Genomic DNA, 15,474 nt, shown 5'->3' on the forward strand with positions numbered 1-15,474 from the left:
CCGGACAGCGCGCACAGGCAACGGCGCTGTCCGGATCTTCCGCGGTAGCCGTTGTCGCTTGCCTTGCGATGTGCTCTTGCTTTTTCGGCAGACTGGCAACGAGAGCCGTCGTCCAGGCCGGCGACGTGAGGAGGGCGGCGACGGATCTAGGCGCCGAAGTGAGCACACCGCGACGCGATGACGGCTGCCAAACAACTGACCCATGCGCCTCACAGTCCCCCTTGGGTCACTGCACGCATGATCTCCAGCGCTGCCCCTTCGAGGCGGGTGGCGAACCGGCGTCGCGCCGGCCGAATGCCGCCATCAGCCCAGCCGCATGCCCCAGGCGATCGCTGCGATTGCCGGCGCCGCCAGCAACAGCCCCACCCAGCCGCGGCGGCCGATGCGTTCGCCGAACCCCAGCTTGCCGACGAGCGCTCCCAGGATGACCACGCCCAGGTTCATGCTGGCGAAGACGGTGGCCGGGCTGTGTGGCAGCAGCTGATGGGCGCGCACGTAGCACAGGATGTTGCCGAAATTGAGCGCGCCCAGGAGCACGCCGGCGAGCAGGTTGCGAAAGCTCAGGCGCGCGACACCGCCCCGGCGAACGACTTGCAGGCCAAGCATCAGCACACCTGCCAGGGCAAAGCACAGCGTCAATGACGTCAATGAAGGCGTACCGGCCTGTGCGATGTGCTTGAGCAACAGATCGATCAGGGCAAAGCCCATCCACACGCCTGCCAGCCACGGCCATCCGATCGAGGTCGGGGCCGAATCCGCACCGGCAGCCTGACGTGGCCGTTGCAGGATGCAGACGATGGCCAGCAGACCCAGGCCCAGTCCCGCCAGCTTCCAGGCATTGACCGGTTCACCGAAGAGCGTGAAAGCCGCCGCCAGCGAGAGCAGAAGCGACAGGCGTTGGGCAATGTCGGTACGGACGATGCCGGCGGTGGCGACCGCGCGTGCCAGCAGCATGAAGATCGAGGGCAGCGCCACCGCCAATGCAAACAGTGCCAGCCAGGGCGTGGTCGGCGCGCGCAGCGTGTCCAGTGACGGATGCAGGGTCAGCCACGCCAGCAGCGCAGCGGTGGCGTAGTTCCAGGTGATCGCCTGCGCAGCATCCAGGCGATAGCGCGGCAGCAGCTTGAGAACCACCGACACCAGGACACTGCAAACGACGGCAAACAGCAGAAAATGCATGGGCAACGCAACGAAGTGTGCAGGCAGGGCGATGAACGCGGCCGGCGGGGCGGCTATTATGACGGTATGTCCAATCCCTTATTCCCCACCGAATCGGCTGCGCTGACGTTGGATGGGCCGGTCGGCCCGCTCGATGTCGCGGTCGATCTGCCCGAGCCGGACGTTGCCGTGCAACCGGTCACCGCCATCGTCTGCCACCCGCTCTCCACCGAGGGCGGCAGCATGCACAACAAGGTCGTCACCATGGCTGCGCGCGCGCTGCGCGAGTTGGGGATCACCGTGGTGCGCTTCAATTTCCGCAGTGTCGGCAACTCGGCCGGTGCGTTCGATCATGGCGATGGCGAGCAGGACGACCTGCGTGCGGTCGCCGCATGGGTGCGCAGCCAGCGCCCGGGCGACACGCTGTGGCTGGCCGGTTTCAGCTTCGGGGCGTATGTATCGCTGCGCGCCGCCGGCTCGCTCGAGCCGCAGGTGCTGATCTCGATCGCGCCGCCGGCCGGGCGCTGGGATTTCAGCAACATGCAGCCGCCGGCGCAGTGGCTGGTGGTGCAGGGCGATGCCGACGAAATCGTCGACCCGCAGGCGGTGTATGACTGGCTGGAGACCCTGGAGCAGCAGCCCGAGCTGGTACGCATGCCCGACACCAGCCACTTCTTCCACCGCAAGTTGATCGATCTGCGCGGTGCGATCCAGCATGGTGTCCGGCGCTGGTTGCCGGCCGCCGTCTGACCGCGGCAGGGCCCATGCGTATCGCCCGGCGATGCGCCGTTGAGCGGGCAAGGCAGCAGCCGGCCCGCGGAGAACACGATGAGTGAGATGACCCCGTCGCAGCGCTACGCCGCCGGCGTGCAACGCGGCGACTGGCGCGCCGACCCCGCGCAGCAGGCGGCCCTGGCCGAGCTGGACCGTATCCACGAGGCATTGGTGGACAGCGCGCAGGACGGCTGGCTGGATCGGCTGTCGGCGTTCTGGAAAAAGCCCGAGCCGGTGCGCGGCCTGTATTTCTGGGGCGGGGTGGGGCGCGGCAAGACCTTCCTGGTCGACCTGTTCTACGACGGGTTGCCGATCAAGCAGAAGTACCGCACGCACTTCCATCGCTTCATGCGCGGGGTGCATGAGCAACTGCGCGAGCACGCCGGGCAAAGCGATCCGCTGGCCAAGATCGCGCAGCAGTGGCGCGAGAATTTGCGCGTGCTGGTGCTGGACGAATTCTTCGTCACCGACATCGGCGATGCGATGTTGCTGGCGCGCCTGCTGGAACGCCTGTTCGCCGAAGGCGTGACCCTGGTGACCACCTCCAACACCGCACCGGAAAACCTCTACGCCAACGGCCTGCAGCGCGATAGCTTCATGCCGGCGATCGGTCTGCTGCAGAAATTCTGCGTGGAACTCTATGCAGAAGGCACCGAGGATTACCGCATGCGCGCGCTGACGCGTTCACCGGTGTATCGCGCGCCCCTGGATGCGCAGGCCGATGCGTGGCTGACGCAGCGCTGGGGCGAGCTGAGCGGAAATTCCGAGCCGCGCAGCGGCAACATCGAAATCGAGGCGCGCAAGATTGCCGTGCGTGCGCGCGGCAAGAGCATCGCCTGGTTCGATTTCGCCGCGCTGTGCGAAGGCCCGCGTGGCCCGGGCGATTACATCGAGATCGCGCGCGAATTCACCACCGTGTTGCTGGGCGGCATCCCGCACTTCGATCGCATGAACGAGGACGCCGCGCGCCGCTTCGTCAATCTGATCGACGAGCTGTACGACCGCCACGTCAACCTGGTCTGCACCGCGCAGGACGCTCCGCCCGCGTTGTACAGCGGCCAGCGCCTGGCCGGCGCCTTCGAGCGCACCGCCTCGCGCCTGATCGAGATGCAGAGCGCCGAGTATCTGGCCACCGCACATCGGGCCTAGACATGCAGACGCGGCCCGGCCCCGGACTGCACAAGATCTTGTGACCGATCAGGACGGCGGCCTGGGCCAGTTCGGCGGCGGTGCCTGGTTGCACGACGGATCAAAAAATCGCTTGCAATTAAATAGTGCGCTATGTAAATTGCAGCCATGGACACCGCCACAGCCACCACCGCCCGGACCAACGCGCTGCTGCAGCTCGACAACCAGCTGTGCTTTGCGCTGTATTCGGCCAACCTGGCGATGCACAAGCTCTACCGCGGGCTGCTGAAGACGCTGGACCTGACCTATCCGCAATATCTGGTGCTGCTGGTGTTATGGGAAACCGACGGCCGCAGCGTGTCGGAGATCGGCGAGCGCCTGTACCTGGACTCGGCCACGCTGACCCCGCTGCTCAAGCGGCTGCAGGCTGCCGGACTGGTCACTCGCACGCGCGCCGCCAGCGACGAGCGTCAGGTGATCATTGCGCTGACCGATGCCGGCCGCGCACTGCGCGCCAAGGCCGGCGCGGTGCCGGAGCAGGTGCTGTGCGCCTCGGCATGTTCGTTGGACGAATTGCGTCAACTCAAACAGCAGCTGGAAACGCTGCGCTCAAACCTCGGCACGGGGTGAGCCGGCCCCGCAAGGTCCGCACGTCTTTGCAACATGTCGTACACGATTCAATCGTCAACTATTCATCTACATCACGCGCTGACAGCGCTCATTCTGGAGAACCACCATGGCCTCACCTGAAAAAGTCCTCTACACAGCCCATGCCACTGCCACCGGCGGCCGCGAAGGCCGCGCCGTGTCTTCCGACAAGGCGCTGGACGCCAAGCTGTCCACCCCGCGCGAGCTGGGCGGCGCCGGCGGCGACGGTACCAACCCGGAGCAGCTGTTCGCTGCCGGCTACGCCGCCTGCTTCATCGGCGCTATGAAGGCTGTCGCGGCGCAGGACAAGCTCAAGCTGCCGGGCGAAGTGAGCATCGACAGCAGCGTCGGCATCGGCCAGATTCCGGGCGGCTTCGGCATTGCCGTGGAGCTGCGCATCGCAGTGCCGGGCATGGACCAGGCCGAACTGCAGGCGCTGGTCGATAAGGCCCACCAGGTCTGCCCGTACTCCAACGCGACCCGCGGCAACATCGACGTCACCCTGACCCTGGCCTGATCCACGCCAGCACCACGCGTCACACGTGGTGGAGTCAGAAACGGCCCGGCGCCTGCGTCGGGCCGTTTTTGTTGCAGCAGCAGCGCTGCCCTGAAGAACACAGGCAGCCGGCGTCGCGGTGTCAGCGCGACCTGGCATGGACGCAAGACACGCCAACGAGGCGATGCACCCGCGCCCGGGTGCGCACGCACGCGCTGGCGATGGGCGTCACCGCGCGGCACACTGTTGCGATGACAGTGCCTGCTTCTGCGATCCCGATCGGACTTTGCTGCGCATGAGCGCAACGCGTCCCACCTTGTTGCTGCTCCCCGGTCTGCTCAACGATGCGCAGCTGTGGCAGGCACAGCGCGTGGCCCTGGCCGAGCTTGCCGACTGCGTGGTCGGCGACATCACCCAGGGCGAGAGCATGCGCGCGCTGGCAACACAGCTGCTGGCGCAGATGCCTCCGCGGTTTGCACTGGCAGGGTTTTCCTTGGGTGGCTATGTCGCGCAGGAAATCCTGCGTATCGCGCCGGAGCGTGTGGAGCGGCTGGCCTTGCTGGATACCTCTGCACGTGCCGATTCGCCCGAGCGTGCGGCGCAACGGCGCGCGCAGGAAGCGAGTGTGCGTGGCGCCAGTGCCTTCCACGGATTCGGCGAACGGCTGCTGCGGCACTACGTGCATCCCTCGCGCTGGCAGGACGAGGCCTTGCTGGAGCGGGTGCGTGGCATGACCCAGCGGCTGGGCGTGGAGGTGTTTCTGCGGCAGAACCGGCTGGAGCGGGAAGACGGCCGCGCGCTGCTGCGCGCCTATGCCGGCCCGCTGCTGGTGCTGTGCGGCCAGGACGATGCGATCACCCCGCCGGCATTGCACGAGGAAATGGCCGCACTCGCAGTGCACGCGCGTCTGGTGCAGGTGCCTGCGTGTGGCCATCTGTCGCCGCTGGAACAGCCGCAGGCGGTGTCGGATGCACTGCGGCAATGGCTGCTCGCCTGATACCGCAATGACCGAGCCGACCCAGCCATGCCTGCCGCCGTGCGATCGCCGTGGGGTGGCATCAACCAGCGTGCGATGAGGTGCTCCGAACCAGCGGTAGTTGGGGAGCAAGCATCAGCACGCCGTCGGCTGATACGTAATGCGTGCATTCCTGCACGCACGGTGTCGTACCTGGTCACGGTAGCCATCCGGCCGAAGCGAATCGTTGGGCCGCCGCAAGGCGCGCAAGTCCGCTTGCGCTGCACCGCCACCGTCACCGCGTGGCCGTCGTCGGCCAGCGCCTGTTCCCGGCGGCCACGCCCCAGCGTGACATCGACCTGTGGCAGGACGTCGGGGCGCCGTAGCGGCGTCTGGGCCTCGCCACGTAAAACGTGAACCGGGTCGAGCATCGTTGCGCCGACATCCTGCAAACGTTTGGCTCACTTGATTCTCACGGTGTATGGTGTGAATTATGTTGCACAGCAGCATCGGAGCTCAGCAATGCTCGACTCACGCATCGAAAAGGTTGATCTGGCACTCACCGAGATTGCCAAGGACCCATCGGAGAAGGTGGCGCTGTGGCAGTGGGCGTGCCGCGAGATGCTGCACGAGACGCTGATCGGCATGCACCAGCTCTCGCACCTGGCCGGCATTTCCCAGCAGGTTGCCAACGACTGGCGCGCGCCGGTGGATGTGATAGCACCCGAGAAGCCCTATCTGGCCCCCTCCGCGCTGGCCGATCGCCGTCTGCCGCAGGTGCTCGACGGCCTGGGCAATACGCACGACGACAACGACCGCGCCACGCTGTGGCGGCTGCGCTATGCCAGCCTGATCGCCGCCACCCTGCAGGGTATGCAGGCACTGGCCGACAAGCACCGCATCGACCGCCAGGCGATGGCACTGGGACAGTGAGCTGACAGCGCCGCGCGGCCGCACGGGCTGTGTGATCGTCCGAGCGCTGGCTTCTTGTCAGAAGGCTTGCTTCTCAGAACGCCTGCTTCAATGCCGGACGGCGGCCTCTTCCAGATGCCGCCAGGCATGCCGCACGATCCAGCGCGCCTGGTCCCAGGGCACCGACAGCAGCGGTTGATAGTGGTAATAGCCGTCCTGCAGCACGCGATACAGCTGCGCTTCGGTCGCGCGCGGATAGGCCAGATAGATGTCGTAGCCGAGCGTGAGTAGCCGGGCGTAATCGGCAAAGGCATAGCCCCCCAGATGGCCTTCGGCGTGGACACCGCGCCAGTAGGCGATCTCGGTGTCGAGATCGACGCTGCGGCGGGTCAAGACGGATGCGCTGTGCATGGGTAGGACTCCGTTGCCGAGACTACCCCCTGTGCCCGGCACCGTAGCAGCGCCTGCCGCGTGCAACCAGCACGCGACGACGAGCGGTCGTCGCGGTGGCGATGCCACGGGCCGGATAGTGCCGACCCGTGGCAGCCGGGACCTCAATCCCAGTCGGGTGCGATGGCCTTCGGGTTGGCCAGCCGCTGCCCGCGGTCCAGTGCGGCGATCTCGGCCATGTCCTGCTCGCTCAGCCGCAGCGTCTGGGCCTTGAGATTGCTCTCCAGATTGTCGCGCTTGGTCGAAGACGGAATCACCGAATAGCCCTGCTGCAGCGCCCAGGCCAGGGTGACCTGCGCCGGGGTGGCGTCATGGCGTGCGGCGATCGCCTGGATCACCGGGTCCTTCAGCACCTCGCCCACCGCCAGCGTCATGTACGAGGTGACATGGATGCCTTGCTCGCGCAGGAACGCGATCAGGCTGCGGTTCTGCAGGTACGGATGCACTTCGATCTGATTGGTGGCGATGGCCTCGGCGCCCAGGATCTCGATGGCCTGCTTGATCAGCGCGATGGTGAAGTTGGAGACGCCGATCGCGCGGGTCAGGCCCTGCTGCCGGGCCTCGTTCAAGGCTTCCAGGTAGTCGCGCATCGGCACCTGATCCTTGGGCGAAGGCCAGTGGATCAGGGTCAGGTCGACGTCGTCGGTGCCCAGTTTGCGCAGGCTTTCCTGCAGGCTGGGCAGCAAGGCGCTGCGGTCGAACTTGTCGACCCAGATCTTGGTGGTCAGATACAGCTGATCGCGCGGCAGGCCGGATGCAGCGATGGCCTGGCCGACCTGTTCTTCGTTGTCATAGATCTGCGCGGTATCGACGGCGCGGTAGCCCAACTCCAGTGCATTGCGCACCGAGTCGATGACGACCTGGTCCTTGAGACGGAAGGTGCCGAGGCCGAATGCGGGGACTGTCATTGTGTTCCTTTGGTAATCGGGAATGGGGAATCGTGCATCGCAAAAGCTGATGTCGTGGGGGCGCTGTGAGCCATTAGTCCAGTGCGACGACGGCCTTGCCGAAGTTCTCGCCGCGCAGCAGGCTGATCAGGCCCTGCGGGGCGCTGTCCAGCCCGTGCAGGACGTGTTCGCGGTACTGGATCTGGCCGTCGCGCAGCCACTGGCCCATCTCGCGCAGGAAGGCGGGCATCAGGCGGATGAAATCGTGCTGGATGAAGCCGCGCACGGTCAGCCGCTTGCGCAGCACCTGGCCCATGAACTCGGGCAGGCGATCTGGCCCCGGCAAGGCCTGGCCGCGGCTGTTGTAGGTGGCGATCACGCCGCATACCGGGATGCGCGCGAAGTCGTTCAATTGCGGCAATACCGCGTCGAAGACCTTGCCGCCGACGTTCTCGAAATAGATGTCGATCCCGTCCGGAGTGGCCGCGCGCAGCTGCTCGGCAAAGTCGTCGGCGCGATGGTCCAGCGCCACATCCACGCGCAGCACCTCGCGCAGGTAGCGCACCTTTTCCTCGCCACCGGCAATGGCGACCACGCGCAATCCCTGCAGACGCGCCAGCTGGGCTACGGTGGCGCCGACCGGCCCGCTGGCTGCTGCCACCACCAGGGTTTCGCCGGCCTGCGGCTTGCCGATTTCGTGCAGGCCGGCGTAGGCGGTGAAGCCGGGCATGCCGTACACGCCGAGCGCGGTGCTCAGTGGCAGGGCATCGTCCTTGGGCAGCTTGCGCAACGGCGCGGTGGGCGTGAGCAGGCTATGGCTCTGCCAACCGCCGGGCAGCACCAGCAGATCGCCTGGCTGATAGCCGGCATGGTGCGACTCGAGCACCTCGCCGACGGTGCCACCTTCCATCACCGCGTCGATCTCCACCGGTGCGGCGTAGGACGGGCCTGCGTCCATGCGTCCGCGCATGTACGGGTCCAGCGACAGGAAGCGGTTGCGCACCAGAATCTGGTCGTGCCCGGTGGGCGGCAAGGCGACGTCTTCACTGCGGAAGTTGTCGGCGCTCGGCTCGCCGTGCGGGCGTGAGGCCAGCACGATGCGGCGATTGGTGATCGATGTCATGGGGGATTCCTTGCGGAAAGGGCCGCGCGTACGCGACCGGGGGAGCGCAGCCGCAATGGCGGCTGCGCGCGGAAAGACGCGCGTGGTCGACTGCGTGCGTGATGCAAGCCGATGCGTCAGGCTGCGTCGGCCGGCTCGGGGGCGCTTGCGGCATCGAGCTGTGCAATCTGATCGGCGCTCAACGACAGCTGCGCGGCGGCCAGCACATCGTGCAACTGGGTCACGCTGGTAGCGCTGACGATCGGTGCGGTCAGGCCGGGGCGTGCGATCAACCAGGCCAGTGCGATCTGTGCCGGTGTGGCGCGGTGGGTGGCCGCCAGATCGTCCAGCGCCTGCAGAATGCGCAGGCCGCGCGGATTGACGTATTGCTTGACCACCGAGGCACCGCGCGCGCTGCTCTTGCCGGCGTCGTCGGCGCTGCGGTATTTGCCGGTCAGAAAACCGCTGGCCAGCGAGTAGTAGCTGATCACGCCGAGTTCGCGTTCGCGCACCAGCGGCTCCAGCTCGGCTTCATAGCCGGCGCGGTCGTAGAGGTTGTATTCCGGTTGCAGGCTTTCGTAACGCGGCAACTTGTACTGCTCGGAGATATCCAGGGCATCGCGCAGGCGTGCGGCGCTGTAGTTGGACGCGCCGATCGCGCGCACCTTGCCCTGTTCGATCAAGCGGCCGAACGCGGCCAGCGTGGCTTCCAGCGGAATCGATTCGTCGTCTTCGTGCGCCTGGTACAGATCGATCACATCGGTCTGCAGGCGGGTGAGCGAATCTTCCACCGCGGCGGCGATGTTCTCCGGCGACAGGCCCGGATGCTCGCTCCATTTGGCCACCTTGGTGGCGATCAGCACCTTGTCGCGCTTGCCGCTGCGTGCGAGCCAGCGCCCGATGATGGTTTCCGACTCGCCACCGCGATTGCCCGGCACCCAGCCGGAGTACGCATCGGCGGTGTCGATCAGGTTGAAGCCGGCATCGACGAAGGCATCGAGCAACGCGAACGAGGTCGCCTCGTCGGCGCTCCAACCAAACACATTGCCACCGAACACGATCGGTTGAACCTGCAGGCCGGAGCGGCCTAGCGCGCGGGAGTGGGTCATCACGGTTGCTCCTGATTCGAACTGCCCACAGGATAGTCATGCGTGCCGATGTTGCGTGTGACACCTGCGTGGATTCAGCGTTCCGCAGATCGCCCTCATCGACTCACGTCGTCTGAACATGTCGCCCGCCGCGCCTGGTGCGGCGCGTCATGCGGCGCACGGATCCGTGCACATGGCAGGCTTCGGGCCGCATGCTAGGCTCGCGCTACTTTTTCCCGCAAAGGGCGCTGCGATGATCCGCAACAAGCTGGTGTGTGCATGTGTGGTGGGGATGGCAGTGGCGATGAGCGCGCCACTGGCAATGGCAATCAAACCGGCCGATAGCGCCAGCTTGCCGGCGCCCGATGCGGCGCTGCAAAAAGCCATCGACGGTAACTGGCGCGATCGCGTCTACGTGCAGCGCGATGTCTATCGTCATCCCGGCCAGACGCTGGCGTTCTTCGGCATCAAGCCGACCCAGACCGTCATCGAAATCACGCCGGGCGGCGGCTGGTATTCGGAAATCCTGGCGCCGTACCTGCGCGACAAGGGCAAGTATGTTGCCGCGGTGGTCGACCCGGCAGCGGTGCCGGAGGGGCGCGGGCGCGATTCGGCACAACGTGGGCGCGACGAGCTGGAGAAGAAGTTCGCCGCAAAGCCGGAGGTGTACGGCAAACCGTCGTTCGTTTCCTATGTGCCCAAGACGCCGTCGTTCGGCGTGGACAACTCGGCCGATCTGGTGCTGACCTTCCGTAACGTGCACAACTGGCGCATGGCCGGCAATGCCGAGGCGATGTTTGCCGGCTTCTACAAGGTGCTCAAGCCCGGCGGCGTGCTCGGCGTGGTCGAGCACCGTGCCAAGGCCGACGTGCCGGCCGACGACAAGAGCGGCTATGTCGGCCAGGCGCAGTTGATCGCGATGGCCGAGGCGGCCGGATTCAAGCTCGCCGGCAAGAGCGAGGTCAACGCCAATCCGCGCGACACCAAGGACTATGCCGGTGGCGTGTGGACCCTGCCGCCGAGCAACAACCACGACAAGGCCGACGACGCCAAGTACAAGGCGATCGGCGAGAGCGACCGCATGACCTTGAAGTTCGTCAAGCAGTGAGACGCGGCCAGCATGCCGACGCACCGCGCGTCGGCATGCGGGTCTTGGCGCTGCCCGCTACGGTGCGTCGATGCTGGCATGACGCGCGGCATGCGATGACTGCGCAATCGGCTGCACGACCGTAAGGACGGCGCGGGCAGCGCAACGATGGCCAGTTGGACCAACGCTGCGCTGGTTTGCATGCGGCAGGCCACTGATGCACAACTGCCCCGCGCAGCGATGCGGCGGCGTCAGCGTGCAACGCGGCTTCGGGCAGCAGCGCACCGCTTGCTGCCGGTAGCGCGACCTCTTCAACCCGGTGCACGACTCACGCGCCACGCGCGTGGCCGGCAACGACCTTGCGCAACAGGATTGGCATGTTGGTGTTGTTGAACAAACCCTATGGCGTGCTGTCGCAATTCAGCGACCGCTCGCAGCCGCCCAAGCGCACGCTGGCCGAATTCGGCCTGCCGGCCGACGTCTATGCAGCCGGTCGCCTGGATCACGACAGCGAAGGCCTGTTGCTGCTGACCGACGATGGCGCACTGGCGCATCGCTTGACCGACCCGCGCCACAAGCAACCCAAGACTTACTGGGTGCAGGTGGAAGGCGACCCGGAGCCTGCGCAACTGCAGGCCTTGCGCGATGGCGTGCTGCTCAACGACGGCCCGACCCGCCCGGCCGAAGTGCGCAGGCTCGATCCGGCACCGCAGCTGTGGCCGCGCGATCCGCCTGTGCGCATGCGCAAGACCGTGCCCGATGCCTGGCTGGAGCTGCAGATCACCGAAGGCCGTAATCGGCAGGTGCGGCGCATGACCGCCTCGGTGGGCCTTCCGACCTTGCGTCTGATCCGCGTGGCGATCGGCGACTGGACACTGGATGCGCTGGCGCCGGGCCAGTGGCGCATCGAACAAACGCGCGGCGCGCGTCCAAGTAGGACGCGACGCGGAGCCTGATGCATCCGGGACAGCGGTCGCTGCACCGCACGCGGCGCTGAGCTCGATGCATTTTGGACGGCGCTGCTTACAGAACCGCTTATGCGGCATGAGCAGCAGGATTGGTAATGCGAGCTCAGACGCAACGGTTGCGTGCCTGCGTGGCCGATCCACCCTGCGATCCGGCAATACGGCGCGGGTCAGGACAGGCGCGGTAATGACAAGGGTGCGGCCATGGCAAGCAACGCGGTCACGCGCGATCGTTAATCGCTACGGCCCCGCACATGTAGTGCCGCATTCTTCGACCACACGAGTGGGTGTCGATGACTTGGCGATTTAACGGTGGCATCGATCGTGGTCCACAAACAAAAACGCCACGGCGCAGGACCGTGGCGTCATGTTTTGTGCCTGGAACGATGGCTTACTCGATGCCGTCGCTCGGAGTCACTGCACCGCGACGCTGGTAGGCGGCGCGACGTGCGCTGGCATTGCTGGCGTGTTCGCGGTCCAGACGGTGGACATTACCGCCGAGCACCTGCTGGTCACGCTGGCGCTTGCGATACACGGCATAACCGATCAGGCCCAGGCCGGCGACGGCAGCAGCCACGGTGACGGCCGGGTTGCGCTTGACCACTTTGCTGACGACCTTGCCGCCGGTGCGCACGGCACCCAGAGCAGCACCGGTCTTCAGCCATTCGCTGGCGCCTGGACCGAAATGACGCAGGCTGCTGCCTGCATGACGGGCCTGATCGCCAGCGTTGGAGGCGGCGTGACGCAGATGGTCGCCCGCATTGCCAGCCAGTTCCAGGGCACGCTCCAGGGCGCGTTCGGTGATCACAGTCAGCTTGCTCATTGGAGGCGTTTCCTTTCTGAGTACGTGGGCCGCAGTGTGTGGGCTGCTGCGTATAGACGGTGTTAGCGGTGGCAGGGCTTGTTTGGGTTGCGGTTAAGTAATGATGCGGGGCGATGCTGTGATCGGTGCCTTACCTGGATTCGGTGTTTACCTGGGTGCGACAGAAGCCTGCCCTGGCCGGTGTTGACGTCGACTCCCTTCTCCCGCCGGGAGAAGGTGCCCTGCAGGAGCGGATGAGGGGACGGCCGAAGCCACGTGCGCTTGAGCAGCGCGTGGGCTTCGCCCCGTACCCGCACCCCAACTCCTCCCCCGAGAGGAGAGGGGCTCACATCAGGTGCCGCGCGGCTTTGCTCTATGGGTTGCAGTCGCGGTCCATGGATCTTCCGGCCACGGATGTCTGGGATACCGTCCCTTCATCTCCTTTCTGACATCTGGATAGGTCGTGACCCAGAAGCTCTTCAAATCCTGCGTGACCTGCAACGGGCGTCCGCCGGGCGAGAGCAGATGCAGGGTCAGCGGGATGCGGCCGTCGGCGATGCGCGGGGTTTCGGCCAGGCCGAACAGTTCCTGCAGCTTGACCGCCAGCACCGGCGGCAACGGTTGCTCGGCGTGGTCGAGGGCGTAAACGATTTGCCGCTCCATGCCCGAGGGCACGCTGATGCGGTTGGGTGCGTGTCGGTCGATCAGCTGGCGGCGGTCCCACGGCAGGGCGGCCTTGAGCGCTTCGCCCAGATTGGCCTCGTCCAGCGCATCCAGGCGGGTCTTGCCGGCGAAGGCCGGGCGCAGCCAAGTGTCCAGTGTCTCCAGCAACGCGGTGTCGGACAGGTCGGGCAGCGCAAGCTCGGGCATCCAGGCACGCAACGACTGCAGGCGGGCCCGCCATTGGCGCAGGCCGTCGGTCCACGGCAAGGCATCCAGGCCGAGCTGCCGCACCGCCTCGGTCAGCGCACCGGCGGCTTGCGCCGGATCGACGCGGCCGGCCGGGCGGCTGTCGAGCACGATGCGGTCGAAGCTGGATTGCCGACGCGCGACTAGGGCGCGCTTGTCCGCGTCCCACTGCACCAGATCCTGCTGCACGAAGCGCTCGGGCACGCTGCGGCGCAGATAGCCTTCGTCCACCGGCGCGGCGCGTAACAGCAGCGCGTCCTTGGCTTCGTAACGCAGCTCGCTGGCAACCAGCCAGGGTTCGCCGCGCAGGTCGCTGTGGTCGAACAGGCGCGCGCTGCGGCCGTTGGCCAGCAGGTAGCGCAACGGGTCGTTGGGGTGGCGTGCGGCAATGCGGTCGGGGAAGGCGTGCGAGAGCAGGTCACCGAGCGCGTGCGCCTCCACGCTGGTGGGCGGAGCGCTGTCGCAGCGCAGCCGGCGGCGCCATTGTTTGGTGGCGCTGTCGATCGTGGCCAGGCCGCCGCGGTTGGCATCGTGCGCGCTGCGGCCTTGCCGGAATGCGGCCAGTGCGCGCCAGCGCGCAGCCAGTCCATCGCCGCCCTGACGCAGCGGGTCGCGCGCTTCCAGCAAGGCGGCCAGGTCGCAAGCCAGCGCCACGCGTGTCGCGTCGCCAGCCTGCGCCAGCATCGCGGCCAGACGCGGATGGGTGCCCAGCGCGAGCATGCGCCGGCCCAGTGCGGTGATGCCGCCGCTGCCGGTGAGCGCGCCCAGCCGCTGCAGCAATTCGTGCGCGGCGGCCAGCGCACCGGCCGGCGGGGCATCGACGAAGCGCAGCGCAGCGCTGCCCCAGGCGGCCAGTTCCAGTGCCAGGCCGGCCAGCTCCACCTGGGTGATCTCCGCGCGCCGCTGCGGTTCCAGCCGCTGCGATTGCGGCCACAACCGGTACGCCCAGCCGCTGGCCACACGCCCGGCACGGCCGGCGCGCTGGTCGGCCGAAGCCTGCGCGATGGTGGTGATGTCCAGGCGCGAGAAGCCGCTGTTGGGATCGTAATGCGGCTCGCGCGCCAGTCCGCTGTCGATGACCACGCGCACGCCGGGCAGGGTGACCGAGGACTCGGCGACGTTGGTCGCCAGCACAACGCGGCGGCGCCCGGACGGGTCGGGTTGCAGCACCTGGCTTTGCGCCTCGACCGCCAGCTCGCCGTGCAGCGGCAGCACCTGCACCGCCGGATCCAGCACGTCCTGCAGCGCGCTGTGCACGCGTGCGATCTCGCGCTGGCCGGGCAGGAACACCAGCACATCGCCCGGGTGGGTGGACAAGGCGTGTTCCACCGCGCGCCGGGTCTGCGGCTCCAGCGCTTCGTCGCGGCGCGCGGGAAAGTGCGCGATCTCCACCGGGAAACTGCGCCCGGCGCTGCTCAGGCGCGGCGCGTCGAGAAAGCCGGCCAGGCGCTCGCCATCCAGCGTGGCCGACATCGCCACGATGCGCAGGTCCTCGCGTACCTGCGCCTGCACGTCCAGCGCCAGCGCCAGGCCTAGGTCGCCGGCCAGATGGCGCTCGTGGAATTCGTCGAACAGCAACGCGCCGATGTGCTCCAGCATCGGGTCATCCTGGATCAGCCGGGTCAGGATGCCCTCGGTGACGACCTCGATGCGGGTACGCGCGGAGGTCTTGTTCTCGAAGCGGATGCGGTAGCCCACCGTCTCGCCGACCGGCTCGCCCAACTGGCGCGCCATGAACACGGCGGCGCTGCGGGCGGCCACGCGCCGCGGTTCCAGCATCACGATCTTGCGGCCGGCCAGCCAGGGTGCGTCCAGCAAGGCCAGCGGTACCTGGGTGGTCTTGCCGGCGCCGGGCGGGGCTTCCAGCACCAGCCGCGGATGGGCGGCCAGGCTGTCGCACAGCTGCGGCAGCAGGGGGGAGATCGGAAAGGCAGGCTCGGTCATGCGCGGGAAGGATACGGGCACGTCACAGATGGCGCGACGGTCGGGCCGTCGGGTGAAGCCTGTCGGGGAATCCGGAAGTGATATTACCTTTTGGGCATTCAAGGCTGACTTTGGCGCCGGCGCTGCTTCAGGCCGGCAGCGTGCCTGTCGATAACCGCTGTACTCCCTG

15 protein-coding genes are annotated in these 15,474 nt (G+C 67.1%); 8 read left to right on the forward strand and 7 right to left on the reverse strand.

Going from position 1 to position 15,474, the window contains the following annotated elements; all coding sequences use genetic code 11:
- Window positions 1–303: 303 nt before the first annotated feature.
- Window positions 304–1,179 carry an EamA family transporter gene (locus GGR73_RS15890; RefSeq protein WP_184457806.1) on the reverse strand — a complete coding sequence of 292 codons (876 nt, stop codon included), beginning with the start codon at window positions 1,177–1,179 and terminating at the stop codon, window positions 304–306.
- A gap of 66 nt (window positions 1,180–1,245) precedes the next feature.
- On the opposite strand from GGR73_RS15890, the gene GGR73_RS15895 reads away from it, so the two are divergent.
- The 6 genes from GGR73_RS15895 to GGR73_RS15920 all read left to right on the forward strand — a co-directional run bounded on the left by GGR73_RS15895 (window position 1,246) and on the right by GGR73_RS15920 (window position 6,092).
- The gene (locus GGR73_RS15895; RefSeq protein WP_184457808.1) at window positions 1,246–1,908 is read left to right on the forward strand and encodes an alpha/beta hydrolase; all 663 of its coding nucleotides are present in this window, start codon (window positions 1,246–1,248) and stop codon (window positions 1,906–1,908) included.
- Between the two features lie 78 nt (window positions 1,909–1,986).
- The gene (zapE, locus tag GGR73_RS15900) at window positions 1,987–3,081 is read left to right on the forward strand and encodes a cell division protein ZapE (RefSeq protein WP_026064606.1); all 1,095 of its coding nucleotides are present in this window, start codon (window positions 1,987–1,989) and stop codon (window positions 3,079–3,081) included.
- A 147-nt stretch (window positions 3,082–3,228) separates the two neighbouring features.
- Window positions 3,229–3,690 (forward strand): MarR family winged helix-turn-helix transcriptional regulator, encoded by a 462-nt coding sequence (locus tag GGR73_RS15905; protein WP_184457810.1) that lies wholly within the window; start codon window positions 3,229–3,231, stop codon window positions 3,688–3,690.
- A 106-nt stretch (window positions 3,691–3,796) separates the two neighbouring features.
- On the forward strand, window positions 3,797–4,225 hold the full coding sequence (locus GGR73_RS15910) for an organic hydroperoxide resistance protein (RefSeq protein ID WP_039515670.1): 429 nt from the start codon (window positions 3,797–3,799) through the stop codon (window positions 4,223–4,225).
- A gap of 274 nt (window positions 4,226–4,499) precedes the next feature.
- A complete protein-coding gene (locus GGR73_RS15915; protein ID WP_184432496.1) occupies window positions 4,500–5,201 on the forward strand; it encodes an alpha/beta fold hydrolase in 702 nt (233 codons plus the stop codon).
- Between the two features lie 480 nt (window positions 5,202–5,681).
- Entirely contained in the window at window positions 5,682–6,092 is a 411-nt protein-coding gene (locus tag GGR73_RS15920) for a hypothetical protein (protein WP_047124556.1), read from the forward strand.
- Window positions 6,093–6,179: 87 nt separating this feature from the next.
- Here GGR73_RS15920 and GGR73_RS15925 read toward each other — a convergent pair whose 3' ends face one another.
- The 4 genes from GGR73_RS15925 to GGR73_RS15940 all read right to left on the reverse strand — a co-directional run bounded on the left by GGR73_RS15925 (window position 6,180) and on the right by GGR73_RS15940 (window position 9,619).
- The gene (locus tag GGR73_RS15925; RefSeq protein ID WP_024938997.1) at window positions 6,180–6,482 is read right to left on the reverse strand and encodes a hypothetical protein; all 303 of its coding nucleotides are present in this window, start codon (window positions 6,480–6,482) and stop codon (window positions 6,180–6,182) included.
- 143 nt (window positions 6,483–6,625) lie between these two features.
- Window positions 6,626–7,429, reverse strand: a complete 804-nt coding sequence (gene dkgB / locus GGR73_RS15930) for a 2,5-didehydrogluconate reductase DkgB (protein WP_053051118.1) — start codon at window positions 7,427–7,429, stop codon at window positions 6,626–6,628.
- Between the two features lie 73 nt (window positions 7,430–7,502).
- On the reverse strand, window positions 7,503–8,531 hold the full coding sequence (locus GGR73_RS15935) for an NADP-dependent oxidoreductase (RefSeq protein ID WP_184457813.1): 1,029 nt from the start codon (window positions 8,529–8,531) through the stop codon (window positions 7,503–7,505).
- A gap of 116 nt (window positions 8,532–8,647) precedes the next feature.
- Window positions 8,648–9,619, reverse strand: coding sequence for an aldo/keto reductase (locus tag GGR73_RS15940; RefSeq protein ID WP_024938994.1), 972 nt, complete (start codon window positions 9,617–9,619; stop codon window positions 8,648–8,650).
- 232 nt (window positions 9,620–9,851) lie between these two features.
- Between GGR73_RS15940 and GGR73_RS15945 the strand changes: the two genes are divergently transcribed.
- Both GGR73_RS15945 and GGR73_RS15950 read left to right on the forward strand, forming a co-directional pair.
- Window positions 9,852–10,706, forward strand: coding sequence for a class I SAM-dependent methyltransferase (locus tag GGR73_RS15945; protein ID WP_024938993.1), 855 nt, complete (start codon window positions 9,852–9,854; stop codon window positions 10,704–10,706).
- A gap of 356 nt (window positions 10,707–11,062) precedes the next feature.
- Window positions 11,063–11,641 carry a pseudouridine synthase gene (locus tag GGR73_RS15950; RefSeq protein ID WP_184457816.1) on the forward strand — a complete coding sequence of 193 codons (579 nt, stop codon included), beginning with the start codon at window positions 11,063–11,065 and terminating at the stop codon, window positions 11,639–11,641.
- A 400-nt stretch (window positions 11,642–12,041) separates the two neighbouring features.
- On the opposite strand, the gene GGR73_RS15955 is transcribed toward GGR73_RS15950, so the two are convergent.
- Window positions 12,042–12,473 (reverse strand): hypothetical protein, encoded by a 432-nt coding sequence (locus tag GGR73_RS15955; RefSeq protein WP_016903604.1) that lies wholly within the window; start codon window positions 12,471–12,473, stop codon window positions 12,042–12,044.
- Between the two features lie 330 nt (window positions 12,474–12,803).
- On the reverse strand, window positions 12,804–15,305 hold the full coding sequence (hrpB, locus tag GGR73_RS15960) for an ATP-dependent helicase HrpB (protein ID WP_184457818.1): 2,502 nt from the start codon (window positions 15,303–15,305) through the stop codon (window positions 12,804–12,806).
- Window positions 15,306–15,474 lie beyond the last annotated feature (169 nt).

The organism is Xanthomonas sp. F14 (genome assembly GCF_014199865.1).